Annotated in this window: 24 protein-coding genes; 8 read left to right on the forward strand and 16 right to left on the reverse strand. The window is 61.2% G+C overall.

The genetic code is table 11. From position 1 onward, the window contains the following. Positions 1-13 precede the first annotated feature (13 nt). Both NKH05_RS30050 and NKH05_RS30055 read right to left on the reverse strand, forming a co-directional pair. Positions 14-757 carry an alanyl-tRNA editing protein gene (locus NKH05_RS30050; RefSeq protein WP_352496515.1) on the reverse strand — a complete coding sequence of 248 codons (744 nt, stop codon included), beginning with the start codon at positions 755-757 and terminating at the stop codon, positions 14-16. After that, positions 757-1791, reverse strand: coding sequence for a cysteine synthase A (locus NKH05_RS30055; protein WP_023717544.1), 1035 nt, complete (start codon positions 1789-1791; stop codon positions 757-759). The genes NKH05_RS30050 and NKH05_RS30055 overlap by 1 nt, the downstream gene beginning before the upstream one ends. A 215-nt stretch (positions 1792-2006) precedes the next feature. Between NKH05_RS30055 and NKH05_RS30060 the strand changes: the two genes are divergently transcribed. Then, a complete protein-coding gene (locus NKH05_RS30060) occupies positions 2007-2828 on the forward strand; it encodes an SDR family NAD(P)-dependent oxidoreductase (protein WP_353026783.1) in 822 nt (273 codons plus the stop codon). 8 nt (positions 2829-2836) lie between these two features. Further along, the gene (locus NKH05_RS30065) at positions 2837-3811 is read left to right on the forward strand and encodes an alpha/beta hydrolase (RefSeq protein WP_352858129.1); all 975 of its coding nucleotides are present in this window, start codon (positions 2837-2839) and stop codon (positions 3809-3811) included. A 102-nt stretch (positions 3812-3913) separates the two neighbouring features. Here NKH05_RS30065 and NKH05_RS30070 read toward each other — a convergent pair whose 3' ends face one another. Then, positions 3914-5332: a DEAD/DEAH box helicase gene (locus tag NKH05_RS30070; RefSeq protein ID WP_023717542.1), complete on the reverse strand. Its 1419-nt coding sequence runs from the start codon at positions 5330-5332 to the stop codon at positions 3914-3916. A gap of 387 nt (positions 5333-5719) precedes the next feature. Here NKH05_RS30070 and NKH05_RS30075 point away from each other — a divergent pair, with 387 nt between their 5' ends. Beyond that, positions 5720-7252 carry an acyl-CoA carboxylase subunit beta gene (locus NKH05_RS30075; RefSeq protein ID WP_353026786.1) on the forward strand — a complete coding sequence of 511 codons (1533 nt, stop codon included), beginning with the start codon at positions 5720-5722 and terminating at the stop codon, positions 7250-7252. Positions 7253-7259: 7 nt separating this feature from the next. Beyond that, positions 7260-8144: a M48 family metallopeptidase gene (locus NKH05_RS30080; RefSeq protein ID WP_023717540.1), complete on the forward strand. Its 885-nt coding sequence runs from the start codon at positions 7260-7262 to the stop codon at positions 8142-8144. A 231-nt stretch (positions 8145-8375) separates the two neighbouring features. On the opposite strand, the gene NKH05_RS30085 is transcribed toward NKH05_RS30080, so the two are convergent. Both NKH05_RS30085 and NKH05_RS30090 read right to left on the reverse strand, forming a co-directional pair. Beyond that, complete coding sequence (locus NKH05_RS30085) at positions 8376-10382, reverse strand: hypothetical protein (RefSeq protein WP_352857843.1); 2007 nt, start codon at positions 10380-10382, stop codon at positions 8376-8378. Beyond that, positions 10379-11917: a bifunctional ADP-dependent NAD(P)H-hydrate dehydratase/NAD(P)H-hydrate epimerase gene (locus NKH05_RS30090; RefSeq protein WP_023675113.1), complete on the reverse strand. Its 1539-nt coding sequence runs from the start codon at positions 11915-11917 to the stop codon at positions 10379-10381. The genes NKH05_RS30085 and NKH05_RS30090 overlap by 4 nt, the downstream gene beginning before the upstream one ends. A 357-nt stretch (positions 11918-12274) precedes the next feature. Here NKH05_RS30090 and NKH05_RS30095 point away from each other — a divergent pair, with 357 nt between their 5' ends. Further along, a complete protein-coding gene (locus NKH05_RS30095) occupies positions 12275-12613 on the forward strand; it encodes a P-II family nitrogen regulator (protein ID WP_019857988.1) in 339 nt (112 codons plus the stop codon). A 54-nt stretch (positions 12614-12667) separates the two neighbouring features. Then, positions 12668-14077 (forward strand): type I glutamate--ammonia ligase, encoded by a 1410-nt coding sequence (gene glnA / locus NKH05_RS30100; protein ID WP_023675115.1) that lies wholly within the window; start codon positions 12668-12670, stop codon positions 14075-14077. 115 nt (positions 14078-14192) lie between these two features. On the opposite strand, the gene NKH05_RS30105 is transcribed toward glnA, so the two are convergent. Continuing rightward, positions 14193-15233 (reverse strand): glutamine synthetase beta-grasp domain-containing protein, encoded by a 1041-nt coding sequence (locus tag NKH05_RS30105; RefSeq protein ID WP_352708843.1) that lies wholly within the window; start codon positions 15231-15233, stop codon positions 14193-14195. Positions 15234-15552: 319 nt separating this feature from the next. Between NKH05_RS30105 and NKH05_RS30110 the strand changes: the two genes are divergently transcribed. Next, entirely contained in the window at positions 15553-15747 is a 195-nt protein-coding gene (locus tag NKH05_RS30110; protein ID WP_352496326.1) for a DUF2735 domain-containing protein, read from the forward strand. Positions 15748-15823: 76 nt separating this feature from the next. On the opposite strand, the gene NKH05_RS30115 is transcribed toward NKH05_RS30110, so the two are convergent. The 10 genes from NKH05_RS30115 to NKH05_RS30160 form a co-directional block, all read right to left on the reverse strand. Further along, on the reverse strand, positions 15824-17710 hold the full coding sequence (locus tag NKH05_RS30115) for an MFS transporter (RefSeq protein ID WP_352815515.1): 1887 nt from the start codon (positions 17708-17710) through the stop codon (positions 15824-15826). 185 nt (positions 17711-17895) lie between these two features. Continuing rightward, on the reverse strand, positions 17896-18687 hold the full coding sequence (locus tag NKH05_RS30120; protein ID WP_352857841.1) for an ATP12 family chaperone protein: 792 nt from the start codon (positions 18685-18687) through the stop codon (positions 17896-17898). 2 nt (positions 18688-18689) lie between these two features. Next, positions 18690-19547 (reverse strand): DMT family transporter, encoded by an 858-nt coding sequence (locus NKH05_RS30125; protein ID WP_084642491.1) that lies wholly within the window; start codon positions 19545-19547, stop codon positions 18690-18692. Positions 19548-19615: 68 nt separating this feature from the next. Further along, a complete protein-coding gene (locus NKH05_RS30130) occupies positions 19616-20596 on the reverse strand; it encodes an RluA family pseudouridine synthase (RefSeq protein WP_023717531.1) in 981 nt (326 codons plus the stop codon). A gap of 62 nt (positions 20597-20658) precedes the next feature. Next, the gene (locus NKH05_RS30135; protein ID WP_023717530.1) at positions 20659-20997 is read right to left on the reverse strand and encodes a DUF190 domain-containing protein; all 339 of its coding nucleotides are present in this window, start codon (positions 20995-20997) and stop codon (positions 20659-20661) included. Then, entirely contained in the window at positions 20994-21485 is a 492-nt protein-coding gene (crcB, locus tag NKH05_RS30140) for a fluoride efflux transporter CrcB (protein ID WP_502905058.1), read from the reverse strand. The genes NKH05_RS30135 and crcB (NKH05_RS30140) overlap by 4 nt, the downstream gene beginning before the upstream one ends. After that, positions 21482-21868 carry a fluoride efflux transporter CrcB gene (crcB, locus tag NKH05_RS30145; RefSeq protein WP_031193553.1) on the reverse strand — a complete coding sequence of 129 codons (387 nt, stop codon included), beginning with the start codon at positions 21866-21868 and terminating at the stop codon, positions 21482-21484. The genes crcB (NKH05_RS30140) and crcB (NKH05_RS30145) overlap by 4 nt, the downstream gene beginning before the upstream one ends. A gap of 31 nt (positions 21869-21899) precedes the next feature. Then, complete coding sequence (locus NKH05_RS30150; RefSeq protein ID WP_352857840.1) at positions 21900-22730, reverse strand: aspartyl/asparaginyl beta-hydroxylase domain-containing protein; 831 nt, start codon at positions 22728-22730, stop codon at positions 21900-21902. A gap of 135 nt (positions 22731-22865) precedes the next feature. After that, on the reverse strand, positions 22866-24176 hold the full coding sequence (locus NKH05_RS30155; protein ID WP_353026791.1) for a replication-associated recombination protein A: 1311 nt from the start codon (positions 24174-24176) through the stop codon (positions 22866-22868). 42 nt (positions 24177-24218) lie between these two features. Beyond that, the gene (locus tag NKH05_RS30160; protein WP_023717525.1) at positions 24219-25706 is read right to left on the reverse strand and encodes a DegQ family serine endoprotease; all 1488 of its coding nucleotides are present in this window, start codon (positions 25704-25706) and stop codon (positions 24219-24221) included. A gap of 106 nt (positions 25707-25812) precedes the next feature. Here NKH05_RS30160 and NKH05_RS30165 point away from each other — a divergent pair, with 106 nt between their 5' ends. Then, positions 25813-26511, forward strand: coding sequence for a hypothetical protein (locus tag NKH05_RS30165; protein WP_352894840.1), 699 nt, complete (start codon positions 25813-25815; stop codon positions 26509-26511). The last annotated feature ends 3 nt before the right edge of the window (positions 26512-26514 follow it).

A 26514-nucleotide genomic window follows, 5' to 3' on the forward strand; every position in this document is an offset into this window, starting at 1 on the left:
TCCCAGTCCTATATCAGGCTGGCGGCATCGGGCCAAAGCGAATGCGGAAGCGCCGGTTCTCGCGGCCCTTCTTCTCGATCTTGCCGATATGGATCTCGCCGATTTCGCCGGTGCTCCTCACATGGGTACCGCCGCAAGGCTGGCTGTCGACCGAAGCATTCTCGCCGATGCAGACCAGCCTGATCTTTCCCGTGCCGGCCGGCGGCCGCACATTCTTGGATTTCACCAGGCTTGGATTGGATGCCAGCTCCTCGTCGGAGATCAGCCGGGTGAAGATCGGGTGGTCGGCCCGCACCAGTTCCATCAGCCTGGCCGTCACGTCTTCCTTGGTGAAGCCGGCATCCGGGATGTCGAAATCGATACGGCTGTCGTCCTCGGAAACCGCGGCACCGGTGATCGGGAACGGACAGACGACGGTAAGCAGATGGCAGGCCGAGTGCATCCGCATCAGCAGCTGCCGCCGCGGCCAGTCGATGGCGAGCCTCATCCGCTCGCCCAACCGTGGAACCGCCTGCTCCGGCGCCGGCACATGGATGATCTCGTCCTTGGTTTCGCCGGTGATCGTAGCGGCAATCGCAATGCCGGTGCCGTCGGTGCGTTCGAGGCTGCCAGTGTCGCCCGGCTGCCCGCCCGATGTGGCGTAAAACACGGTCCGGTCCAGAATGATGCCGCCGCGATCGTTGACTGCGACGACGGTGGCGTCGGCCGTCCCCAGATAGGCGTCGTCACGAAACAGCGCTTCGGTCTTGTGCGCCATCACGCGACCCTTTCGAACGGCACCGAAATCGTGCTCCGTTGCTCCATCCAGCCCGGCACCGGCAGCTTCTTTTCGCGCAGGAATTCAGGATTGAACAGCTTCGACTGATAGCGCGTGCCGTAGTCGCAAAGCATGGTCACGATGGTTTGGCCGGGGCCTAGCTCGCGCGCCAGGCGAATGGCGCCGGCAATGTTGATACCGGTCGAACCGCCAACGCAAAGTCCCTCCTCCTGGATCAGGTCGAATACGATCGGCAGTGCGTCCTCGTCGGGGATCTGGAAGGCAAAATCGGGTGTAAAGCCTTGGAGGTTGGCGGTGATCCGCCCCTGCCCGATGCCTTCGGTGATCGAACTGCCCTCGGATTTCAACTCGCCGCTGGTGTAGAAGGAATAGAGCGCAGCCCCCAGCGGATCGGCCAGTGCGATCTTGACCTGGCTGTTCTTGGCCTTCAGCCCGAAGCCAACGCCTGCCAGCGTGCCGCCGGAACCGACCGCCGACACGAAACCATCCACCTTGCCGCCGGTCTGGTTCCAGATTTCTTCGGCTGTGGTGCGGATATGGCCGTCGCGGTTGGCGACATTGTCGAACTGGTTGGCCCAGATCGCGCCGTTCGGCTCGGTCTTCGCCATTTGCTCGGCCAGCCGGCCCGACAGCTTCACGTAGTTGTTCGGGTTCTTGTAGGGCACGGCTGGCACTTCGATCAGCTCGGCGCCGAGCAGTTTGATCGTATCCTTCTTCTCCTGGCTCTGGGTATCGGGAATGACGATCACCGTGCGGTAGCCGAGCGCCTTGGCAACCAGTGTCAATCCGATGCCGGTATTTCCGGCCGTCCCTTCGACGATGACGCCGCCGGGCCGCAGCAGCCCGCGCTGTTCCGCATCGCGGATTATGAACAGGCCGGCGCGGTCCTTGACCGACTGCCCGGGATTCATGAATTCGGCCTTGCCCAGAATCTCGCAGCCGGTTGCTTCCGAGGCCTTGTTGAGGCGGATCAGGGGCGTGTTGCCGATCACGTCGATCACAGAACGGGGCATGGAGATTCCTTTGTGGGTGCGGCGAAACCCTAGAAACCCGAAGCTTCGGTTTCAAGGCAAGAATTTGCTTGGTCCAGTCGCATTTCGCACACTGCAATTGCTGCAGCCAGGCGCGCCCGGCCGGCATTCATTTCAACCATGTACCGAAAAGCACTCTTTTCATTCGATTTCTTCACCGCTAGAGCACAGGCTAAGAAGAGCCGGCGGGGCGCAGCATGACACTCTATCGGGCCAATCCGAAGCATGGCGTCGCCTGGATTACGGGCGGCAGCAGCGGTATCGGCCGTTCGCTGGCCAAGGATCTTGCCGCTCAGGGCTATGTCGTCGCGGTGACTGCGCCCGATGACCATCCGATCGATACGCTCATCGTCGAAACGGCGCAGGTGGCGGGCCGTGTCGTAGCCTTTCCCTGCGACGTGACCGACGAAAAACGCATGGCAAAGACGGTTGCAACGATCGAGAAAGATCTCGGTCCGATCGTGTTGGCAGTGTTCAACGCGGGAAGCTATATCGCAACGCCGGGCGAGGATCTTGTCGCGCGCAATTTTCGTCGGTCTTTCGAAGTCAATTATTTCGGCATCATCAATGGCCTGCTGCCCGTCATCGAACGCATGCGCGTGCGCTCGCGCGGCCATGTCGTGCTGATCGGTTCGGTCACCGCCTATTTCGGCTGGCCCACCACCGCCGCCTATGGCGGCACCAAGGCGGCAGTCAATATCTTGGCCGAGTCGCTGAAATACGATTTCGACAAGATGAACGTCCGCATCCAGGTGATGAATCCGGGCTTTGTCGACACGCGGCTGACCGAGAAGAACTTCCTGCCGATGCCGGGCTTGATGCCGGTCAATCTGGCCTCGCGCCGCATCGCGCGAGGCATCGAATGTGGCGGCTTCGAAGTCACTTTCCCACGCCGCCTGAGCTGGACACTGAAGCTGCTCAGAATACTGCCAAGGCCGTTCTGCCGATGGGTGATCAGCACGGTCACCCGCTGGAATGCGCGGCCGTTGAATTTCGACCGCAAGCCACCGGTCGAATAGGATCCGTGATGGGGCGACGGATGATGTTTGCGGTGCTGGGTCTCGTCCTCATCCTTGTCCTGGCCTTGGCGCTTGGTCCGCGCGTCCTCGTCGTAACCACAATCCGTTTCGATCCCTCAGCAATCGGCGACGATCCGCAGGCCTATCTGGCGCGCCAGGAGGCGGCCGTGCCCGGCATCCGCGACGGGCTGGACAAGGAAATCATCTGGGCCGACCCGATGGTCCATGCCAAGACGCCATTCGCGATCGTTTACATCCACGGTTTTTCTGCGTCGAAGGGCGAGATTCGTCCATTGCCCGACGAGGTGGCCGACCAGCTTGACGCCAATCTTTTCTACACGCGCCTGACGGGGCATGGACAGGACGGCGCCGCGATGACGCAAGGCAGCGTCAGCGCCTGGATCAACGACTACGAGGAAGCGCTCGCCGTCGGCCGGGCGATCGGCGACAAGGTGATCGTCATAGGCACCTCGACAGGCGGCTCGCTGGCGGCGTGGGCTGCGACGCAGCCAAGCGCATCGAACAGCGTCGCGGCGATCGCATTCATCTCGCCGAATTTCGGCGTCAAGGGTTCCGGCGCCGAATTGCTGACCCTACCGTGGGGCAGACAGATCGCCGAGCTCGTCGCCGGCAAGGAGCGTGGCTTCGTGCCGCGCAACGCTCTGCATGAAAGGTTCTGGACCTACCGCTACCCGATCGCCGCGACATTGCCGATGGCGGCGCTGACAGAGCTTGCCTACGGCGCGCCGGTGGAGAAGACGTCCATCCCTGCCCTGTTCATCTTTTCGGATTCGGACAAGGTGGTACGACCAGATCGCACCCGCGAAATCGCCGCTCGCTGGGGCGCCGCACATGAATTGGTGCCGGTCGACGATACCGGCGACCCCGACAACCACGTGATTGCGGGTGACGCGCTGTCGCCATCGACCACGGCTTTCCTGGCGCAGCGGATTGTCGTGTGGGTCGAGGCGGTGGTGAAGTAAACCAAAGGCCTCAAAGCAAAAGGGCGACCGGAGCATCACTCCGGTCGCCCTTTTCAATCGTGAGTGACCAAGCCAAGCTTGGCCGACCGCAACACGGTCAGGTTATGCGGCCCGCGCTGCCGGCCGCTTACCGCCGAAGCGGCGCTTGTTGTTGCCCTTGAAGGGCTTGGCGCCTTCCGGCTTGCGCTCGCCCGCAAAGGCTGGCTTGTCGCCGAACCGCTTCTTGCCGAAGCCGTTGTTTGCGCCGCCGGGCCGCCTGCCGTCGCGACGGCCATTGTGGTCGTTGCGATCATTGGCCGGTTCGAAACTGCGCTCGTTCTTCTCGGCGGGATTGCGCTGCGGATCGGGGCTGCCGAGATGGTCGGCAACGATCGGCAGCTTGGTGCGGATGATGCGCTCGACCTGGCGCAGCTTGCTGTTTTCGGACGGGTCGCAGAGCGTGATGGCGATGCCGTCCATGCCGTTGCGGCCGGTGCGGCCGATGCGGTGGACATAGCTCTCCGCCTCGTCCGGCAGGTCGAAATTCACCACATGGCTAATGCCCGGCACGTCGATGCCGCGTGCCGCAATGTCGGTCGCCACGAGAATGCGCACCGAACCCTCGCGGAAATCGTTGAGTGCCTTCTGGCGAGCGTTCTGCGACTTGTTGCCGTGGATGACGGCGGCCTTGAAGCCGTCACGCTCGAGATCCTTTGTCACCCTGTCGGCGCCATGCTTGGTGCGCGAAAAGATGATGACGGACTTCATCGCCTCGTCGGCAAGCATGTTGGCCAGCACCTGACGCTTCTGCTTGGTGCGGGCAAAGACGACGCCCTGCACGATCTCGGCGGCCGCGGTGCTGTGAGGAGCGACTTCGACGCGAATCGGGTTCTTCAGCAGGCCTTTCGCCAGTTCGGCGATTTCGGCCGGCATGGTTGCCGAGAACAGCACCGTCTGACGGTCCGGCGCCGTCGCCCTGGCGATGCGCTTGACGTCGTTGATGAAGCCCATGTCGAGCATGCGGTCGCCTTCATCGAGCACCAGCCATTTGGTGTCGGCAAGCACGAGGTCGCCTTCACGCACCAGGTCGGTCAGCCGACCTGGCGTTGCGATCAGGATGTCGACGCCGGGCGCAACCTTCTTCACCTGGCTGAAGCGCGAGACGCCGCCAAGCACCAGCGCTGTCGAGACATGCGCGCCCTTGGCAAGCAGCTTGATCATCTCCTCGATCTGCACGGCGAGTTCGCGCGTCGGCGCCAGGATCAGTGCGCGGGCTGTCTTCGGCCGGCGCTTGGTGCCAAGTGCGATGATCTTCGACAGGATCGGCAGCGCGAACGCCGCCGTCTTGCCCGAGCCGGTCTGGGCGATGCCGAAAATGTCGCGGCCTTCGAGCTGCGGCGGGATCGCCTGGGCCTGGATCGGCTTCGGATCGGTAAAGCCGGCGGCATTCGTGGCCTTGAGCAGTGCGCCGGTAATTCCAAGTGCGGCGAAACCGTTCAGTTCCCCAGCGTCCTTACCGGTCAAAGTGTTTTCATTGGTCAAAATATTCTTCTTTCATGCGGCTCCTGGCCGCAAACATCAATGGCGGCAGGGCGCAACCTGCCGTCGAAAATTGTCATGAAACGACAAGGCGGGCGGACGTTATCGTCCGCACGGCAGCGCTGTCGTGCCCGCAGGCATCATGCCACGGGGCTTTTTCGCCACCTTGCCGATATGTCGGGAAGAGGGAAAACAGACGCAACCAGTCTCATTCATCGAGAAGGCCGGATTATCCCGGCCCAAGCGCCTATGCCGCCGCATATGGCCCAGTTCGCATCGAAATGCAAGGGGCCTGATGCTGCAGCGCAGCAAAAGCCATTAGGAAGCGGCGCTTGCGCTCTCCCCCAGGCATGATTACCACAATCAAGCTTTCCGTTTCGGGGACCGGTCATGAAGGACGTGCTGAAGGAACTCGAGCGCCGCCGCGAGGTCGCTCGCATGGGCGGCGGCCAGGCCCGCATCGACGCCCAGCACAAGAAGGGCAAGCTGACCGCCCGCGAACGCATAGACGTCTTTCTCGACGAGGGCTCGTTCGAGGAGTTCGACATGTATGTCGAGCACCGCTCGACCGATTTCGGCATGGAGAAAACCAAGATCGCCGGCGACGGCGTCGTTACCGGCTGGGGCACCGTCAACGGTCGCCCGGTCTATCTTTTCGCCAAGGATTTCACCGTGTTCGGCGGCTCGCTGTCCGAGGCGCATGCCGAAAAGGTGGTCAAGGTGCAGGAGATGGCACTGCGCAACCGCGCGCCGATCATCGGCCTCTACGACGCCGGCGGCGCCCGCATCCAGGAAGGCGTGGCGGCCCTCGGCGGCTATGCCGAGATCTTCCAGCGCAATGTACTGGCCTCCGGCGTCATTCCGCAGATTTCACTGATCATGGGCCCTTGCGCCGGCGGCGACGTCTATTCGCCGGCGATGACCGACTTCATCTTCATGGTCCGCGACACCTCCTATATGTTCGTCACCGGCCCGGATGTGGTGAAGACCGTCACCAATGAGACGGTCACCGCCGAAAGCCTCGGCGGCGCTTCCGTCCACACGACGAAGTCCTCGATCGCCGACGGAGCCTACGACAATGACGTCGAGGCGCTGCTGCAGATGCGCCGGCTGGTCGATCTGCTGCCCGCCTCCAACACGGCGGAAATTCCCGAGATCGAATGCTACCAATCGGTCACCGATCACGATCTGTCGCTCGACCGGCTGATTCCCGACAATGCCAACAAACCTTACGACATCAAAGAGTTGATCCTTAAAGTTTCCGACGAGGGTGACTTCTTCGAGATCCAGCAGAATTTTGCGAAAAACATCGTCACCGGCTTCGGCCGTGTCGAAGGCCGCACAGTCGGCTTCGTGGCCAACCAGCCGATGGTGCTGGCCGGCGTGCTCGATTCGGATGCCAGCCGCAAGGCCGCGCGTTTCGTGCGCTTCTGCGACTGCTTCTCGATCCCGATCGTCACCTTCGTCGACGTGCCGGGCATCCAGCCCGGCACCGCGCAGGAATATGGCGGGTTGATCAAGCACGGCGCCAAGCTTCTGTTCGCCTATGCCGAAGCGACCGTGCCAAAGATCACCGTCATCACCAGAAAGGCCTATGGCGGCGCCTATGATGTCATGGCGTCAAAACATCTGCGCGGCGATATGAACTATGCCTGGCCAACGGCGCAGATTGCGGTGATGGGCGCCAGGGGCGCGGTCGAGATCATCTATCGCAAGGACATCGGCGACGCGGAGAAAATTGCAGCACACACAAAGGCTTACGAGGATCGCTTTCTATCGCCCTTCGTTGCCGCCGAGCGCGGCTATGTCGACGAGGTGATCATGCCGCATTCGACCCGCCGCCGCATCGCCCGCGCGCTCAGGATGCTGCGCAACAAGGATATGCAAAACCCTTGGAAGAAACACGACAACATCCCGCTGTGAGGGGCTGATGTCGCGCCTGGTCCTCTACATGGGAGCGCGTTTCGGCAGATTTGCCATCCTGCTCTTCGCTCTCCCGCTGTTCTGCCCAATAGTCCTGTGGTTCTGGCTCCTCGATTGGCATCCGCTCGCCGTCATCGCGACTGGTGCTGTTGCAATCCCGGCCGCGATGCTGGCCATCGTTCTGTTGATCGGAACATTGTTCGCCGGTTTTCGACCCAGCAAGGTCAAGGGGATTACTCGGGAATCAGCCCCGAAGCTGTGGGCTGTCTGGGAGAGTATTGCCGGCAAACACCGCGCCAGCCGAACGAGGATCATCCTGAGCGACGATCTCAACGCCAGCGTCGGTGAAGAGCGGCCGTTTCTAGGCTTGCTTGGTCGCAGGCCGATTCTCACCATCGGCCTGCCATTGCTCGCAGCGACCGACCAAAAGGCATTTGCGGCGATCTTGGCTCATGAGGACGCCCATCTGAAAAACAAAGATACAAATGGCGGACTCAACCTGGCCGAACTCGAGAAAAGCTTCGATCTAATCTTCGACTTCGCTCCTCCGGGGAAAACCGTTTCAGGCAGCCTGTTCTACTGGATGCTTGGTCCGCTGTCGCGCACTCTGGAGCGCGAAGAAATACGGTTGTCGCGACGAGCGGAAATTGACGCAGATCGCCATGCAGCGACGTCCGGCGACGCACATGATGCGGCCCGCGCCCTGCTTCTGATCGGTGCCGCCAGTGCGTTCTTCGATGATCAAGTCTATAGCCCGCTCCAGCGTGAACTGCTTGGCGCCATGGCTCCGCCCCGTCCACCACTCGAAAGGGTCCTGGCGGCCGCCGCTCACTTGTCGAGACTTCCCATTCTGCAGGAGTATGCTCAAAAAGGCGTGGGACGCGCGAGATAACGAAAGTGCGGACCATCCGCCCTGGTCCGAACGTCTGATTGCTCTTGGATTTAGCTCGGCTCCAGAGATAGAACCAGTTCTGGTTTCCGCCTTGTCGAGCCTGCTGAGCGATGAGATCGTCGCCGAACATGTCCGCCATTTCGACGGCGAATGGACATCGAAGATCGCCGACTATCTCGATCGATAGCTATCCACCTGAAGCTATAGCGGCTAATGCCCAGTCGGCGCAGGCTATTCCGCTTCCGCCGCTCCGAACCCGGCCCCCCTCGTCGCGCGGACAGCGCCCGACCATGGCGTGGCGTGATTGTCGATGCGCATCTGGAAGATAAAATAAGTCGGCGAGCAGAAGCCGATGCCTTTCACCTTGCCGATACCGGGAATGTCGGGCGGCAGCGACTGGCACATGTAATCCTCGCGGCAGAAATGGTCGGCCGAGCAGGCAGGACGATTGCCGCGATTGACGGCGCCGCCCAGGCACTGGTCGAAATTATTGGTCGCCACGCAGGTGTCGAATTTCTTGCCGCCAACCAGCCCGCAAATCTCGTTCGGCATCGGCTTGCCCGTCTTGAAGGCGGCAAAGCTGCGATCCCGGTCGTCGCAGCCGCGATAGGCGATACCCGCCGGCACACCGATCTTCGGCGGTCGGCAGGTGTAGGCGACGCGCGAAATGCCTGGCGCGAACGCCGCGAACTGACCGGTGATGGTATAGCGGTCATTGAAAGGCTGTGCCGGGTTGCTGGCGATGGATCCCGTTAAACAAGGGTGGCCGGAAAACATGTCTTCGCTGTCCTTGGGCAACAGGCATTGCGCCAGCTTGGTGCGCACGCCGGACGCGGTGGTCAACGGCGTGCAGACGGTGCCGGCACCGCATTGCCATGTCGCGCCGAAGCGGGCCGCATCCTGTGGCATCAGGCAAGGCATCGCCATCTCGGCCGGCGAATAGGCGATTTCGCCGGCATCGTTCCATGTCGCCGGCGGCGCGAACGATAACGGGCGAAAGCGGTTCGGTTCCTTGCCGTCGGCAGTCGCGCGCAGCCAGGCGACGCGGCGCGGGATGTCGGCGTGGAGATGCGGGGAGATGCCGACCTCGATGCGGTTGAGCGGCGAGGTCGTCTTGTCGTCCAGGCCGATGAAATGGAAGCCGGCGGTCGAGCCCGCCTGATGGCAGCCCTGGCAGGCGCCGTTGTCCAGCCGCTCGACCAGTGCCTCCGGCGTGCGCACCAGCTTCAGCGCAGAGAAATCGACACCAGCGAAATCCGCGGACTGGAACAGTGGCGTGAACAGGTGGTTGGCCTGCCTCGCACTGCCGAAGGTCGACCACGAAATGACCTTCCTTGCCAAGAATTCATCGGGGATTTGGTAGACGCCGAGATCGACCGCCGCGACACTGGTGCGGACATAGTCCGCAAGTCTTGCTTTCAGCGCGACGTCTTCGGCAAGGCGTGCAGCATCGGGCGTGTTTTCCAACGGCTTGTCGCTGGCAGCCGCGCCATCGATGCCGAAGATACGCATGAGATAGGCAGCCTGCCCGCCGAATTCGGTCTCTTGGCCGGAGGGGAAGCGCACCACTTGCGCATTGAGCTCAAGCTGCTTGAAGGTGAGCGCGGCCCTGTCCAGCGGCCCACCGATCAGCCAGCCGGCATCGACGTTCTCGTCGAGCTGTGGTGCCCAGCGTCCGGCGACGCCGACACAGCCGCCGTCGGCATCCGGCGCGGCATTGTAGACGGCACTGAAATTGAACGGCAGGCGCGAGGCCAGAACCTTGCCGTTTTTCTTGAAACTATAGGATAAGCGATAGACGAAGCGCACTTCGCCGCAACTCGTATCGCCTTGCAGCGCGGCGAAGTCGCGCCGGTCGAGCCGGTTGACGATGCCGACGAGGCGAAAGCGCGCGGCATCGGTCCTCAGCCAGCGCATGTCCATGACACGGCCAACATTGCCGTCGGTCACCTCGTAGAGCGGCCGACCGCCGGCCTTCATCTCGGCCCGCAATGCTGCGACGTCGCTTGCAATCGTTTCGATGATCGCGTGATAGGCCGGCGCCTTGTCGTAAAGCGTCTTCAAATCGCCCTTGCCATCGACGCCGAAAATGCCGGCGAGGCCAAAGCCCTTGGCATCGAGAGCAGCAAGCACCGCTGGATCATCGACGATGGTCACCGGCTGCTCAGCGGCATTCGCCGACAGTGTCGTCAAAGCGGCCATGACAAGCGTGGTGAGAAGGAGAGCAAGGCGTCTCATAGAAGGTCCGGTTGGCTCTCGACCAATTCGCGCAACACCGGCACCAGAGCCAGCGGCAAATCCTCAGCGATCAACCCTGGACCGAAGCGCCTGCCGGCCTCGGCATGGATCCAGACCGCGGCGCAGGCGGCCTGGAAAGCCCGCATCCCCTGCGCCAGCAGCGCGGCAACGATGCCCGCCAGAACATCGCCTGACCCGGCTGTTGCCAGCCAGGGCGCGCCGTTGGCGTTGATCGCCGCCCGGCCGTCCGGCGCCGCGATCACCGAGTCGGCGCCCTTGTAGACAATGACTGCATTGGCACGCGCTGCGGCGGCGCGGGCCTTGGCGAGCTTTGACTGCTTCTTCGATTTGGCAATGTCGGGAAAAAGCCTGGCGAATTCGCCTTCATGCGGCGTCAGCACCAGACTTGGTGCGAAGGTTCGATGTGCTGCTTCAAAGAGAACATCTGGAGCGTCGCGAAACGAAGTCAGGCCATCGGCATCAAGCACAATGCCTCCAAACAGGCCCATGCGTTTGAAATCATAGACCTCGTCCTGCTCGAGCAACCGCAAGGCGAAGTCGCGGGCTTTTTCGCCGACTCCGAATCCGGGGCCGAGAACGAACGCAGTATGCTGCCTTTCGTTGATGAACTCGCCTGCGTCCGCCACCGTATCTACCGCACGCAGCATGATCGAGGTCAGATGCGCGGCGTTCACCTGCATGGCATCGCTAGGCGAAAGCACGGTCACTGCCCCTGCTCCGCTTCTGGCCGCGGCCATCGCTGACAATCTTGCCGCACCAGTCGCATTCGGCCCGCCCGAAAAAACGCCGACTTGGCCGCGTTTGTATTTGTGCGTATCGGCAGACGTTCTCGGAAACTCCCATCGTAGCCAGAGGTCCGGCGTGTTCTCGAACGTCTTGATCTTGAGTTGGTCGACGATCCCATCCGGAATCCCGATATCAGCGACAATGATTTCGCCGCACATACTGCGTCCTGGCATCAGTAGATGGCCTGGCTTTTTCCGCACGAAGGTCACAGTCACCGCAGCGTCGAAATAGGCATTGGTCAATCCGCTCTCGCCCGACACGCCGGATGGCAGGTCGATTGAGACGACTGGCACTTTCTCCGCTGCGCTGCGGCCCGAGACGGCTGACGCATGTAGGGAAATATCCTTCGACAGACCTGCACCGTAGAGCGCGTCCACGACCACTTCACCCGCTTCTGGATAACAATGGGCAATATGGTTCACCGGCAGGTCGCAAGCTTCGGCCGCCAACGCCGCATCGCTCCCCGCTTTCTGCTTGCCTTCGGCCCAAACGGCGACCTTCATCCCGGCCTCTGCCAACAACCGCGCCACGACATAGCCGTCGCCGCCATTGTTGCCGGGGCCGCAAAGCACGTGGACGCGCGTTGCGTTCGGGTAGCGCTTGAGTACTACGGCAGCAACCGCAGCACCGGCATTGCGCATCAGGCCGATGCCGTCGAATGGACCAGCGGCAATCGCCAGCCGGTCGGCCTCGGCCATGTCGGACGGAGACAGAAGCTCATTGCTCATGCGGGCGACATGCACATCATTTCCCCAAGCATTGTCCAGTTTTTGATCCGACGCAAACAACGAAGGTCCCCAAGCAATTTGGCGGCGTACATCGTTCGGGACGACGGCGCGCAGCTGCCCATGAAATAGCCGATCTGCCCAATTTTTGTGCGGACGGCAGGACCGGCGGTGTGTAGGCTCGCGGCATTCATGGCGCATCCAACGCTGCGAATGACGCGAATGTACATTCCCGCGTGGCATGGTATCCAAATCATGTGAGGCCGTTCGGCGCCCCATCAATTGGCACAGTTCGTGCTTGATTGAGGCGCAAGCGGGGCTCACAACCCGTCTTTTTTGGCAGTGGAGGCCACTTTTTACATGAAAAAGATCGAAGCGATCATCAAGCCGTTCAAGCTAGACGAAGTGAAGGAAGCGCTTCAGGAGGCCGGCCTGCAAGGTATCACCGTTACCGAGGCCAAAGGGTTTGGCCGCCAGAAGGGCCATACCGAGCTTTATCGCGGCGCCGAATATGTCGTCGACTTCCTGCCGAAGGTGAAAATCGAAGTCGTGCTCGGCGACGATGCGGTCGAAGCCGCGATCGAAGCCATCCGCAAGGCGGCCCAGACCGGCCGCATCGGCGACGGTAAGATCTTCGTCTCCAATATCGAGGAAGTGGTGCGCATTCGCACCGGCGAAACCGGCATGGACGCCGTCTGAATTTTCCCGTTAAAAGGCCATGTTCAAAACGTCATCACATAGGGAAGCAGGGACATGACGACAGCCAAAGACATCATGAAGCAGATCAAGGACAACGACGTTAAGTTCGTCGATCTGCGCTTCACCGATCCGAAGGGCAAACTGCAGCACGTTACGATGGATGTCGTCGAGGTCGAGGAAGACATGTTTGCCGATGGCGTCATGTTCGATGGTTCCTCGATCGCCGGCTGGAAGGCGATCAACGAGTCCGACATGGTGCTGATGCCGGATTCCGATACGGTGCATATGGACCCGTTCTTCGCGCAGTCGACCATGGTCATCCTGTGCGACATCCTCGATCCGATCTCGGGGGAATCCTACAACCGCGATCCGCGCGGCACCGCCAAGAAAGCCGAGGCCTACATGAAGGCCGAAGGCATCGGCGACCAGATCTTCGTCGGCCCGGAAGCCGAGTTCTTCGTCTTCGACGATGTCAAGTATAAGGCCGACCCCTACAATACCGGCTTCAGGCTGGATTCGACCGAATTGCCGTCCAATGACGATACCGACTACGAGACCGGCAACCTCGGTCACCGGCCGCGCATCAAGGGCGGTTATTTCCCGGTGCCGCCGGTCGATTCGGCGCAGGACATGCGCTCGGAAATGCTCACCGTGCTCGCCGAGATGGGCGTGCGCGTTGAAAAGCACCATCACGAAGTGGCCGCCGCCCAGCACGAGCTCGGCATCAAGTTCGACACGCTGGTCCGCAACGCCGACAAGATGCTGATCTATAAATATGTCGTGCACCAGGTCGCCAACGCCTACGGCAAGACGGCCACTTTCATGCCGAAGCCGGTATTCGGCGACAATGGCTCTGGCATGCACGTCCACCAGTCGATCTGGAAGGAAGGCAAGCCGACCTTCGCCGGCAACGAATATGCCGGCCTGTCCGAGAGCTGCCTGTTCTACATCGGTGGTATCATCAAGCATGCCAAGGCGATCAACGCCTTCACCAACCCGCTGACCAACTCCTACAAGCGCCTGGTACCCGGCTATGAAGCGCCGGTGCTGCTCGCCTATTCGGCACGCAACCGCTCGGCCTCGTGCCGTATTCCGTTCGGCTCGTCGCCGAAGGCCAAGCGCGTCGAGGTCCGCTTCCCCGATCCGGGCGCGAACCCCTATCTTGCCTTCGCCGCCATGCTGATGGCCGGCCTCGACGGCATCAAGAACAAGATCCACCCGGGACAGCCGATGGACAAGGATCTCTACGACCTTCCGCCGAAGGAATTGAAGAAGATCCCGACCGTCTGCGGCTCGCTGCGCGAAGCCCTGCAGAGCCTCGACAAGGACCGCGGCTTCCTGAAGGCCGGCGGCGTCTTCGACGACGACCAGATCGACAGCTACATCGAGCTTAAGATGGCCGAGGTGATGCGCTTCGAAATGACCCCGCATCCGGTCGAATACGATATGTACTATTCGGTCTGATCCGGATCGTTGCAGCCAACAAAAAACCCCGGCGGAGACGCCGGGGTTTTTTTATTGCGATGCGATCGGAGAGAAAGTCTCGGCGCAGGCCTGAGGTCTACGCCGGGACGAATGCTCAAGCCGCGGCCGAAACCTCGGCGCTGGTCGGGACGGAGGCGATCGTCTTCAATATCTGCGAGGCGATCTGGTAGGGGTCGCCCTGCGAGTTCGGACGGCGATCCTCGAGATAGCCCTTGTAGCCGTTGTTGATGAAGGAGTGCGGCACGCGGATCGAGGCGCCGCGGTCGGCGATGCCATAGCTGAACCTGTTCCACGGCGCGGTCTCGTGCTTGCCGGTCAAACGCTTGTCGTTGTCCGGACCGTAGACGGCGATGTGATCCATCAGGTTTTTGTCGAAGGCCGCCATCAGCGCCTCGAAATAACCCTTGCCGCCGACTTCGCGCATATAGGCGGTCGAGAAGTTGGCATGCATGCCGGAGCCGTTCCAGTCGGTGTCGCCGAGCGGCTTGCAGTGATATTCGATATCGATGCCGTACTTCTCGGTCAGGCGCTGCAACAAATAGCGCGCCATCCACATCTGGTCGGCGGCCTTTTTGGAGCCCTTGCCGAAGATCTGGAATTCCCACTGGCCCTTGGCCACCTCGGCGTTGATGCCTTCATGGTTGATGCCGGCGGCAAGGCAAAGGTCAAGATGCTCCTCGACGATCTGCCTGGCGACGGAGCCAACATTGCTGTAGCCGACGCCGGTGTAGTACGGGCCTTGCGGCGCCGGATAGCCACTCTCGGGGAAGCCGAGCGGACGGCCGTCCTTGTAGAAGAAATATTCCTGCTCGAAGCCGAACCAGGCGCCCTCGTCGTCGAGAATGGTGGCGCGCTTGTTGGACGTATGCGGCGTCACGCCGTCCGGCATCATGACCTCGCACATGACGAGCGCGCCATTGGTGCGGGCGGGATCCGGATAAACGGCAACCGGCTTCAAAACGCAGTCGGAGCTGTGGCCCTCGGCCTGCATGGTCGAAGAACCGTCGAAGCCCCACAGCGGAAGCTGGTCGAGCGTCGGAAACTCGGCATAGTCCTTGACCTGCGTCTTTCCGCGGAGATTGGGAACCGGGGTGTATCCATCGAGCCAAATGTACTCGAGCTTGTATTTCGTCATTCTAGCCTCTCGTTGCTTGATCACCGAACCCTGGATGGCGCCGGGGCGAGCCGGCCTATCCAGCAGCCGACCTGCCGGATTACTAAAATGCAATTCGTGTGCCATTCTCGCCGGCGACGGATGCGGCAAAAGTGAGGTCGCATCGGCGCAAAATTGCCGGGCCGCTGCAATGGTGCGCTGGGATCACTCACAAGCATAGTTTGCATAAATAATGTGCAACTATTGATCTTTTTATAATCATATTGCCTAATTCGATTGCTGAACCTATCTTGGGGAAAGGTTGAATCGGCTAGGTTCTGTCGAAGAAAGGAAACCGACAATGGAAATCACTTCCACTCGTCAGTCGGCCAAAATCCTGATGTTCCCGGTGGCAGCGCGCGTGCCTGCCTCAAATTTAAGCGGAAAGGCTAAGTTCGCGGCAGAACTTGCTTCTTTGCGCAACCGCACGGATTTCGGAAGTGCCTGGTATCATGAGGCAGCGATCGAGGAAGCGAAACAGGATCGGAAGAGCTAAGCCCTGCACTCGATAAATTGAAAAAGCCCGGCGCGATCGCTCGCGCCGGGCCTTGCTTTGAACCGGGACAGGCCGGCTATTGCTTGGTATGCAGGTCCGTTCCGAGCGTATCCCTTACGAAGATCATGCCGATGATCAGCGACATCGCTGCAACGGCGACCGGATACCAGAGGCCGTAGTAGATGTTGCCCTTAGCCGCGCTCAGCGCGAAGACGGTCACCGGCAGTAAACCGCCAAACCAGCCATTGCCAATATGGTAAGGCAGCGACATGCCGGTGTACCGGATTCGGGTCGGGAACATCTCGACCAGGATCGCAGCGATCGGCCCGTAAACCATGGTCACGTACAGAACCAGGATGAACAGGATGCCGATAGTCAGCGGCCAGTTGATCTGTGCCGGATCCGCGAACATGGCAAATGCGCCGGACGCGGGAATGTTGTAGACTGTCACCTCGGTTGCGCCAGCCGCTTCTTCCTTGGTCAGGATCTTGTCCGCGACTGCCTTGTCTGTCGGGACGGTCGTTTTTTCGCCGGCACGAATCGCGGTGGCATCGAGTTTAAGCTCGGGATTGGCAGCCACAAAAGCGTCGAGCTTCTGGTCGGCCACTTTCGATGCCGCACGCTTTAGAGGATAACCTCCATCCTGTAAGGCGATATTGATTGCCTTGCCGAAGGCTGTCTCCTTGGCCTTCAACTGGTCGCCAGCCGCGACCGCGTCATAGGCTTCAGCCGTTTCGTTGCCGATCTTGACCGTTGCAGCAGTTCCGGGCGCGGCTGTCGTGACCACATCGTATGGCACGGAACTCTTCGCAAGGAATGCCGTGGCCACATCGCACGAGCTGGTGAATTTCCATGTTCCGGTAAGATTGAACTGGAAACTGCAGTCGCCCGGTGCCGCGGTGACGGTTGCTCGAACATTTTCCTGCGCGGTAGCTAGAGTGGGATTAGCGGCGCGGGTCAGTGCCTTGAACAGTGGAAAGGTGGTGACGATCGCCAGCGCCAAACCCGCCATGATGATCGGTTTGCGGCCGATCTTGTCGGAGAGCCAGCCGAACACGACGAAGAAGATGGTGCCAAGCGCCAGCGCGATCGCGATCATGATGTTGACCGACTGCGGATCGACCTTGAGCACGTTCTGCAGGAAGAACAGCGCGTAGAACTGGCCGTTGTACCAGACCACGGCCTGGCCAGCGGTAAGGCCAAGCAGTGCCAGCAATGCGATCTTGGCGTTTTTCCACTGGCCGAAGGCTTCGGACAGGGGTGCCTTGGAGCCTTTGCCCTCGGCCTTCATACGCTGGAAGGTCGGAGACTCGGCAAGTGACAGGCGAATCCAGACCGAGATGGCGAGCAGGACCGCGGAAACCAGGAACGGAATGCGCCAGCCCCAAGCTGTGAAATCTTCCTTGCTGAGGGAATTCTGCACAATCAGAATCACGATCAGCGACAGGAACAGGCCGAGCGTTGCGGTGGTCTGGATCCATGAGGTGTAGAAGCCACGGCGGTCATCTGGAGCGTGCTCGGCGACGTAGGTCGCGGCGCCGCCATATTCGCCGCCAAGCGCCAGACCCTGCAGCAGACGGAGCGCAATCAGCATGATCGGCGCGGCAATGCCCCAACTGGCGGAGCCGGGAAGCAGGCCGACCAGGAAGGTCGACAGACCCATGATCATGATGGTGACAAGAAATGTGTACTTGCGGCCGACGAGATCGCCGATACGGCCGAACACCAGGGCACCGAGCGGGCGAACGATGAAGCCTGCGGCAAACGCCAGAAGCACGAAGATATTTCTCGTTGTTTCCGGATAGGAGTTGAAGAATGCCGTGCCGATCGCGGCCGCCAATGCACCGTAGAGATAGAAATCATACCATTCGAAAATGGTGCCGAGCGAGGAAGCGAAGATGACCTTCTTCTCCTCGCGCGTCATGCCGCGGCTTGTTTTGCCGGCGGTCGATGCCATTGCCATGAGTGTATCCTCCCGTGTGATTCCGTCAGTCCTCGATGCTGCACGTCATCGTCCGCGTTTCCTCGGAACGCAGACTCAGTGCAGCCATCGGTGCAAAAAATGACAGAAAGCAGTGCCCGGAGGCAGACCGCCTTTGGGATTATGACTTTGGTCTAATGTGCAGTGCGAAATAGAAGGCGGTGCCGTCAGCCTTTGAGAGCTTCGAGCAGTCCGGCTGCCGCCATCATGTCGCGCTTGCGGGCAGCGCGGCGCGCGACGGCCTCGGCATCATGGCCCCATTGCTCGGCCTGCCAGTCCTCGTCGAGATGACCGGCAGCCCAAGCCGCCTCGCCGTCTAGCTCGCCGAAATCGACAGCCAGCGCCAGCAGCGCCGATCCGGTCAGCGAGGTCATGACGTGGATGGCGGCAAGGCGCAGCGGATCGGCACGCTGGGCAAGATGCTGCCCAAGCAGCGCGATACTCTCGCGCGACTGCTCGACATGGATCACCCCTTCGGCGAGATGGAACCGGGCGCCGAGCGCGCTGCGCGCCCAGTCGATGACCGGATCCCAATGTTGGTTCTGCCGGTCTACCAGCCCCTGTGGTGCATCGGCGCGGTAGCAGAGCAGATCGGATGAGGCGAAGCGCAGGATGTCCTCCAGCACCGCCTGGGGATCACTGGCGACGCCATCGATTGCGGTGTTGACCAGACGCATCACCGGCATCGTCACCGGGTCGATGGTCTCCTCTTGTGCGGCGAATTCCTCGGCGACGAGAGCGGCCGCCTTTTCGGTCGGCAGCGCCAGCAGCGCCTTGGCCGGCGTACGGACGGGTTTGCCATCGAGATGGACGGCAAAACCATCTTCGACCGGCGAGACCGAGACGGCTTTGTAGAAGCGTTTCGGCAGGTGCGTCTTCATCTGGATTTGGGCACGGCGTACCGGATCCGGATCGGAGAGCTGCTTTCCCGCTTCGAGGTCGTTCAATATATCGCGCATGCTCATCCGGGGCTTTGTTTTCGGGCCGGCCGGTTGACGATGATAAGACCGGCGGCGATGAGGCCGAGTGCCAGGAAGATACGAACGGTCAACGGCTCGTTCAAGAACACGGCGCCGCAGAGCACGCCGAAGACCGGCGACAGGAAGGTGAAGCTCGACAGTCCAGATGCAGGGTAGCGCCGCAGCAGCCAGAACCACAGCACATAGGTGAAGGCGACGACGTAGACGGCCTGGAACAGCAGAGCCAAGGTCGGCAGAAGGGTAAAGCTGCGGACCGGCGGCCCGGCAAAGGGCATCACCAAAATGCCGACGGCGGCGGCACCGGCCAGCTGATAGAGCAGCAGCTTTTCGGCGCTGGCCTCCACCAGTTTCGACCGCTTGATGACAATGTTGGTCACGGCCCACAGAATGCCGGCGCCGAGACTGAGCAGGTCGCCGCTCAACGTCTCGCCACCATTAGCGCTCAGTTTGTCGGAAAACACCGCGACCAGCCCGGCGAAAGCGAGCAGAAGCCCAACGAGCTTGCGTGCCGTGATGCTTTCGTCCAGCAGGAAATGGCCGCCGACCAGCATCCAGAACGGCATGGTGTTGACCAGCAAGGTGTTGCGCACGACGGTGGTGTGCTCGAGCCCGACATACAGAAACAGGAACTCGAGACCGAAAAGCGCGCCTGCCAGAATGCCGGCGACGAGAGTCTTGTCGGGCGTGAACAGCGCGATGCCGCGCCAGCGGCACCAGCCGAAAACACACAGGCCGCCGATCACCGAGCGGGCGATCGATAGGAAAACGGGATCGTAGCCGGCATAGGAGATCTTGGCGGCGACGTAGTTCAGGCCCCAGGAAAAGGTCAGCCCGACCATGATGGCGGCGGCCGCCAGATCGACCGCGTCACGGCGGTCGAGCGTATCTGTGGCGACGCCCACCGGCCCTAGTCCTCCGCGCTTGCGTCGTCGAAGCCGATCAGGTTCCAGCTCTGGCGCATGTGCGGCGGCATCGGCGCGGTGACGTCGACAAACCCCTTATCGGGATGCGGGATGACGATGCGGCGGGCGTGCAGATGCAGGCGGTTCTGCATGCCGCCGGGAAAATCCCAATTGGTGTCGGCCTCGAAATATTTGGGGTCGCCGATGATCGGGCAGCCGATATGCGCGGCATGGACACGAAGCTGGTGGGTGCGGCCGGTATACGGCTCCATCTCCAGCCAGGTCATCGTCTGTGCAGCCTGCTCGATGACACGGTAGTAGGACACGGCGTGGTCGGCACCCTTTTCGCCATGCTTGGCGATGCGCACGCGATCGCCGTCGGGCGTCGGTTCCTTGATCAACCAGGTCGAGATCTTGTCCTCGCGCTTCGGCGGCACACCTTTGACCAGCGCCCAGTAGGTTTTCTTCGTCTCACGCGCCCGGAACGCTTCGGCGAGCTTCATGGCGGCGAGCCTTGTACGGGCGACAACCAGCACACCCGACGTGTCGCGGTCGAGCCGGTGCACCAGGCGCGGCTTCTCGCCCTTCTGGTTGCGCCAGGCTTCCAGCATGTCGTCGACATTGCGGGTAACGCCCGAACCGCCCTGAACCGCTAGGCCGGCCGGCTTGTTGAAGACGAAGACCTTCGGGTCCTCATGGATCAGCATCTTGGCCAAGACATCGGCATCGCCCTGGTTGCGTATCGAATGGCCGGTGAGCGGGCTTTCGCCTTTCTTGTCCACTTCGAGCGGCGGCACACGCACCGTCTGGCCGGCTTCGACGCGTGTATCGGCCTTCACCCTGCCGCCGTCGACCCGGATCTGGCCGGAACGCAGCAGCTTCTGCAGATGACCGAAACCGAGACCGGGAAAATGGGTCTTGAACCAGCGGTCGAGCCGCATGCCCGCCTCGCCGGTATCCACTGTGATCTGTTCAACGCCTGCCATGATTCCAATCGCCGTTTTGCGAACATGCAACGGCATTCGCCGGCACCCGCAATCTCACTCGGTTATTCGTTGTCGGTTCCATATTGCAGAACCTGAACTTTCTCCAGCGTGATCAAGCCACTTGTCATGATTGTTTCAAGCACGGGCAGAAAAGCGGCCAATTTTTCCTCGTCGTCGACGATCTCGATGACAAGGGGAAGATCCTCCGAGAGACGGAGGATCTTCGTGGTGTGAAGTCGGCTGGAATGGCCAAATCCCATCGCCCCGCGCAGGACGGTCGCGCCGGCAATCTGCATTTCGCGGGCCTTCAGCACGATGACCTCATACAGCGGACGGCCATCTGCCCTGTCGTTTTCGCCGATAAATATGCGCAGCAATTGTGCCTGTGGTGGTATCTTCATTGCCAGGATCCTCTCAGCCGGTTGAGGCGCACTGCAAAGATGTGGCCAAGCCAGACGGCGGCAAGCCAGGCCATCACGGAGATCGCGATATTGAGTGCCGCCGCCACAAGCTTCCCGCTTTGCGCGAGGGTGAGTGTTTCAAGGCTGAAAGCGGAGAAGGTCGTCAGGCCACCGCAGAAGCCGGCCATGAAGAACTGGCGCTGCAGCGGACTGGCGAAGACGCGACCATCCGGTCCCGTCAATGTCGCATAGAAGCCGATGAGGAATGAGCCGACAATGTTGACGAGGAGCGTGCCGAAGGGAAATCCAGTGCCCCACCAGGCGATGCTCGCCAATGAGGCGAGCGCCCGCAGCACGCCGCCGATCATGCTGCCAGCGGCCACGGTCGCATAGATACGAACCGTTTGGCTCGTTCGGCGCCAGCCAATGAGGCGCGCCGCACGCCCCGCCATCCTCCCGTCGGAGCGGAGCTTCTGCGGGCCGCTCATGGCGCCCCGCTGCCAATCAGAAGACTTCCCGCGGCAAAGCCCAGCGTCACGCCGCCGAGGCTCAGGAAAACCGAAAGCAGCACATTTCCGCCGGCGCGCAGCCATTCGCCCTCACGCGCCAGCGCCAGCGTCTGCAGGCTGAATGAAGAGACCGTGGTGTAGCAGCCGAGGCCGCCGGTGACGACAAAGGCCCAAAGGGCAGGCATGCCGTCGCGCGCCACGGCATGCGCAACGACGCCGATTGCAAACGCCCCCGACACATTGACGACCATCGTGCCCCAAGGAAAGGTCTCGCCGACCCGGCGGGCGACGAAGCCGGACAGGAAGAAGCGGGCCATTGCACCGATCGCGCCACCAAGACAGACAAGCAACAGATGATACATCGTGCTCCCTCGCGCCAGTTACGCTACGGTGTCAGGCAGCTCCGACCTTCTTCGGCTTGTTGGAGGCGATCATCTTCCAGTTCTTGTAGAACATGGCATTGATGCGCTCGACGCTGACCGAAACAATGGCGAGGAGCGTCGAGATCAGACCGGGAAACGGCGATGGGCGAATGATGTCCATGAACACGCAGTAGCGGCGCCCGTCATACTCGTTGACCGAGCGATGAAGCAGCGTGTCGTCGAAGATGAACAGCGGGTTCTCGTGCCAGTAATTCTTGGCGCTGCCACACTGGACGAACACTTCCGATTTCACCGGGATGAGGTTGTAGAGAATGCGCAGGCTGAGCCGGAGCGGGCCAAAGTGCCAGGAAGTCGATTCCCTGCCGCTGAACACAGAGACGGCAATCGTCTTGATGTATTTGAAATCCTTGTTGAATTCGGCGACGTTGTCTATTTTGTGCTTGCCATACCACTGATAGACATACATGCCGCGCCGGCCGCTGCCGAAATTGGCGTCGATGTCGGCGATGATCTCGTCCTTGCGTGCCTTGAAGACATCCAGGACCTCGTTGACCTCGCGCTGGTAGTCCGGAGGAAACTGGTCCAATTTCCAGACACCGCGGTTTCTATAGCACAGCAGATCCACCAGCAGATTGAAGGGCGAAAGCAGCCAGGTGAAGATGCCGTTGCCCAGGAAATAACCACTGAACAGCGCCCAATTCTTGTTGTCGTTGCGCAACACGTCGATCAGGCCGAGGACGATGAAAATCGTCGTCAGAATGGGAATGACATAGAAGCCGAGCGCCAGCAGCGGAATGGCTATGGCGAACTTCCGAAGGGTTTTGCGGGATTTTTTTGTCATTTTTCCACGCGCCAGGCGCGATTCCGTTCTGAATATCGTCGGTACGTTTCTGGCCTGCCGCCGGCCGAAGGCGCATCTTGATAGGGTTTTTTATCCCATCAGACAACGGCGATCACACCAGTGTGCGACTGGCAGCTACTTTTCCCGCTCGCTGCGCAGCTTCGCCCAATAGTCCAGCCGCTTCCTGATATCGCGCTCGAAGCCGCGCTCGGGCGGATCGTAGAATGTCTGCCTTCCCATCTTCTCAGGAAAATAGTCCTGGCCGGAAAAAGCGTCGGGCTCGTCGTGGTCGTAGCGATAGCCGGCGCCGTAATCTTCCTGTTTCATCAGCTTGGTCGGCGCATTGAGAATGTGCTTGGGCGGCAGCAGCGAACCGAATTCCTTGGCCGCCTGTGTGGCGGCCTTGAATGCGGTATAGACTGCATTGGATTTCGGCGCGGTAGCGAGATAGACGGTAGCCTCGGCGAAGGCCAGTTCGCCCTCGGGCGAGCCCAGATAGTCGTAGGCTTCCTTGGCGGCGTTGGCGACGACGAGTGCCTGCGGGTCGGCCAGCCCGACATCCTCCATCGCCATGCGCACCAACCGGCGCCCGAGATAGAGCGGATCCTCGCCGGCGTCGAACATGCGAGCCAGATAGTAGAGTGCTGCGTCGGGGTCGGAGCCGCGCACCGATTTGTGCAAGGCGGAGATCAAATTGTAATGGCCGTCCTGGCCCTTGTCGTAGATCGGCGCGCGGCGCTGGACGATGCGCTGTAACGCCTCGGCGCCAAACACCTCACCTGATTTGGCGGCACGCCAGACCTCTTCAGCCAGTGTCAGCGCCGCGCGGCCGTCGCCGTCGCTCATGCGGATGAGCATCGCCCGCGCCTCGTCATCGAGCGGCAGCGCCCTGCCCTCTGCCTCCTCGGCCCGCGCCAGGAGCTTGGCGATGCTGTCCTCGCCGAGCGAGTGAAAGACCAGGACGCGTGCGCGCGACAGCAGCGCGGCGTTAAGCTCGAAGGACGGGTTCTCCGTGGTGGCGCCGACCAGCACGACGGTGCCGTCTTCCATCACGGGCAGAAAACTGTCCTGCTGGGCGCGGTTGAAGCGATGGATCTCGTCGACGAACAGCAGTGTCTGGCGGCCGTTGGAGCGGCGCAGCTTCGCTGCCTCGAACACTTTCTTCAGGTCGGCAACGCCGGAAAACACGGCCGAGATCTGTTCGAAAGCGAGGCTTGTCTCGCCGGCAAGCAGCCGTGCGACCGTGGTCTTGCCGGTGCCGGGCGGGCCCCAGAAGATCATCGAGCCGAGCGAGCCGGAGCCGATCAGCCGCGTCAGCGCGCCGTCGGGACCGGTCAGATGCTCCTGGCCGACGACCTCGCCGAGGTTCTTCGGGCGCAGACGGTCGGCCAGCGGCCTGCCGGGCGGCGTCTTTTCCGGTTCATCGACACTGAACAGATCGGCCATGCAACTTCTTCTGCCTGGAGCCCGACCATGCTTACGTCGGGCTTAGTAACGCAACACCTGGCGCAGTATCTGCCCGCCGCGCTCGACGGTAAAGCGCCACCAGCGTGTATCCTGCTGGGCTATCTGTTCCAGGGTCGCCGCCTTGTCGATCGTCAGGCCATTGACCTCACGCACGATGTCGCCCGGCTGGAAACCAAAATCGGCAGCGGGCGAATCGCGGTTGATATCGACGACGGTGACGCCTTTGACATCGGTGCGCAGACCAAGCCGCTGGGCAAGCCGTGGCGATAGTTCGGCAACCCTGGCACCGGAAAACGGGCTACGGCCGCGCAATGTGAGCTCCGCAGCTTTGGCGCCCTCAGGCGGCCGTTCCAGCGCGATGTCCATCGTCGCCTGCTGACCCTTGCTCAGAACGCCGAAGCTGGCATTCGTACCGATCGACAGCGTCGCCATCCGGTAGTCCAGCGCCCCGACGCTCTCGACCGGCTTGCCGTTGAGCGACAGCACCACGTCACCAGGCTTGAGCCCTGCCTTGGCAGCGGGTCCTGCCTCTTCGACCGAAGAAACCAGCGAGCCGGCCGGTTTGTCCATGCCGAGCGATTCGGCAATCTGCGGCGTCACCGCCTCGAACTCGGCACCGACATACGGCCGCTCGAAGAAGTCGAGCCCGGCCTTGGCCGCATCGGCGAAGGCGCGAACCATGTTCGAAGGGATGGCAAAGCCGATACCGATCGAGCCGCCGCTACGGCTATAGATCGCAGTGTTGATGCCGATCAGTTGACCACCCATGTTGACCAGCGCGCCACCGGAATTGCCCGGGTTGATGGCGGCGTCGGTCTGGATGAAGAAGCTGGAATCGGAGACGCCGATATGGCTGCGCGCCACAGCCGAAATGATGCCGCTGGTGGTGGTCTGGCCGACACCGAACGGATTGCCGATCGCCAGCACCAGGTCGCCGACCTCGAGCGCGTCGGAATCGCCAATGGCGATCACCGGGAACGGCTTGTCGGAAGAAATCTTGAGCACGGCGAGGTCGAGCGTCTCATCCTTGAGCAGCACCTTGCTGTCGAATTCGCGCCCGTCGGCGGTCGCGACCTTGACCTGGTCGGCGTCCTTGACGACGTGGAAATTGGTGACCACGACGCCGGTCGGATCGACCAGCACCCCCGAACCGAGCGAAGACTGCGCGCGCGGCTGCGAGCGGCCGAAGAACTCCTCGAAGAACGGATCGCCATCAAAGGGCGACGTCACCTTGGCGGTTTGCGAGGCGTAGACATTGACCACGGCCGGGGCCGTCTGCTTGACCAGCGGCGCGAAGGACAGCTGCACCTCCTCGCGGCCGAACGGCACGCGCTTGTCGGGGCCGGAGGTGGCGTTTTCGCCTTCGACGCCATGCAGCAGATCGGTCAGCACGTCGGACAGACCGGGATCTGGCTTGGTCTCCTCCGCCAGCGCGTGCCTGGCCGCCGGCACGACGGCCAGCGCCATCAAGGCGCAGATCAGAACAAGGGACAGCCGTTTAACGCGCATTCCGAATCCTCCAAGTCGGGCGCCATTGTCCTGACGATTGTGCAAAATGAAAGGCTAAGCCGCTGAAATCCGATTATTTTGCGCGGCAAAGCAGTTATAGGTCGACGTGACCCCGAAAGCCGCGTCAACGCTCATGAAAAAACAGCTCGTTTCATTCCGTGATTTTTTGAAGACCGGCACTTTGGGGCCCGTGTACCCCGGAATGAAGATGATCGAAATTGCCAAAGTGCTTGGTGCGCCGGACGACTGGCTAACCGAGTATGCTGAGGCGGTGCCCGAATACTGGTTTTACGGAACGCTTGAGGCCTCATTCGACAAAGACCCGCCACATGAGCTGGATTGGTTTCAGATCGAACATGTGCATGCAATTCGCGGCAAGACCGAACGCATAACGGACCAGTTCGTCCTTTCGATGGAAGGGCTCAATGGCAGAACGAAGCCCTCGGAATTCCTGGAAGCTGGCTTGTGGGCCCCGGACGAGGTGAAGATTTTCTATGCCAAATTTTCAGACTGGGAGTTCACGCTGGATCTCTGCGCTGGCCTTGTCCATATTTTTTTTCGCGTCGATATCGACTTTATCGAGAACGGCGAAATCGAACGATATCTGAGCAAAACATCCGTCGCGCAGATCATCAGTGATATCGACCGGAGAACGGTGGTCGACAGCATCTACTCATACCGACATCCAAGTTCCGAGCAGAGGAGAATAGAACTCGACTGGAAAGTTCTGACCGGAAACGAGTACCTTGCCCTTGTTAGGCAACACATATCGCCCAAACGAAAAGGGGCCCGCAGGCCCCTTTGAACT

It is taken from the genome of Mesorhizobium sp. M1399 (assembly GCF_040317735.1).
GTDB lineage: Bacteria > Pseudomonadota > Alphaproteobacteria > Rhizobiales > Rhizobiaceae > Mesorhizobium.

Excerpts from the sequence above, each read along its gene's own strand:
- NKH05_RS30080 (WP_023717540.1), top strand. The coding sequence starts at position 7,260 with ATGTCGCGCCTGGTCCTCTACATGGGAGCGCGTTTCGGCAGATTTGCC.
- NKH05_RS30060 (WP_353026783.1), top strand. The coding sequence starts at position 2,007 with ATGACACTCTATCGGGCCAATCCGAAGCATGGCGTCGCCTGGATTACG.
- NKH05_RS30115 (WP_352815515.1), bottom strand. The coding sequence starts at position 17,710 with ATGGCAATGGCATCGACCGCCGGCAAAACAAGCCGCGGCATGACGCGC.
- NKH05_RS30155 (WP_353026791.1), bottom strand. The coding sequence starts at position 24,176 with ATGGCCGATCTGTTCAGTGTCGATGAACCGGAAAAGACGCCGCCCGGC.
- crcB (WP_502905058.1), bottom strand. The coding sequence starts at position 21,485 with ATGAGCGGCCCGCAGAAGCTCCGCTCCGACGGGAGGATGGCGGGGCGT.
- glnA (WP_023675115.1), top strand. The coding sequence starts at position 12,668 with ATGACGACAGCCAAAGACATCATGAAGCAGATCAAGGACAACGACGTT.
- NKH05_RS30055 (WP_023717544.1), bottom strand. The coding sequence starts at position 1,791 with ATGCCCCGTTCTGTGATCGACGTGATCGGCAACACGCCCCTGATCCGC.
- NKH05_RS30075 (WP_353026786.1), top strand. The coding sequence starts at position 5,720 with ATGAAGGACGTGCTGAAGGAACTCGAGCGCCGCCGCGAGGTCGCTCGC.
- NKH05_RS30085 (WP_352857843.1), bottom strand. The coding sequence starts at position 10,382 with ATGAGACGCCTTGCTCTCCTTCTCACCACGCTTGTCATGGCCGCTTTG.
- NKH05_RS30150 (WP_352857840.1), bottom strand. The coding sequence starts at position 22,730 with ATGACAAAAAAATCCCGCAAAACCCTTCGGAAGTTCGCCATAGCCATT.
- NKH05_RS30105 (WP_352708843.1), bottom strand. The coding sequence starts at position 15,233 with ATGACGAAATACAAGCTCGAGTACATTTGGCTCGATGGATACACCCCG.
- NKH05_RS30135 (WP_023717530.1), bottom strand. The coding sequence starts at position 20,997 with ATGAAGATACCACCACAGGCACAATTGCTGCGCATATTTATCGGCGAA.
- NKH05_RS30125 (WP_084642491.1), bottom strand. The coding sequence starts at position 19,547 with ATGGTCGGGCTGACCTTTTCCTGGGGCCTGAACTACGTCGCCGCCAAG.
- crcB (WP_031193553.1), bottom strand. The coding sequence starts at position 21,868 with ATGTATCATCTGTTGCTTGTCTGTCTTGGTGGCGCGATCGGTGCAATG.
- NKH05_RS30130 (WP_023717531.1), bottom strand. The coding sequence starts at position 20,596 with ATGGCAGGCGTTGAACAGATCACAGTGGATACCGGCGAGGCGGGCATG.
- NKH05_RS30090 (WP_023675113.1), bottom strand. The coding sequence starts at position 11,917 with ATGAGCAATGAGCTTCTGTCTCCGTCCGACATGGCCGAGGCCGACCGG.
- NKH05_RS30160 (WP_023717525.1), bottom strand. The coding sequence starts at position 25,706 with ATGCGCGTTAAACGGCTGTCCCTTGTTCTGATCTGCGCCTTGATGGCG.
- NKH05_RS30110 (WP_352496326.1), top strand. The coding sequence starts at position 15,553 with ATGGAAATCACTTCCACTCGTCAGTCGGCCAAAATCCTGATGTTCCCG.
- NKH05_RS30095 (WP_019857988.1), top strand. The coding sequence starts at position 12,275 with ATGAAAAAGATCGAAGCGATCATCAAGCCGTTCAAGCTAGACGAAGTG.
- NKH05_RS30065 (WP_352858129.1), top strand. The coding sequence starts at position 2,837 with ATGGGGCGACGGATGATGTTTGCGGTGCTGGGTCTCGTCCTCATCCTT.
- NKH05_RS30120 (WP_352857841.1), bottom strand. The coding sequence starts at position 18,687 with ATGCGCGATATATTGAACGACCTCGAAGCGGGAAAGCAGCTCTCCGAT.
- NKH05_RS30050 (WP_352496515.1), bottom strand. The coding sequence starts at position 757 with ATGGCGCACAAGACCGAAGCGCTGTTTCGTGACGACGCCTATCTGGGG.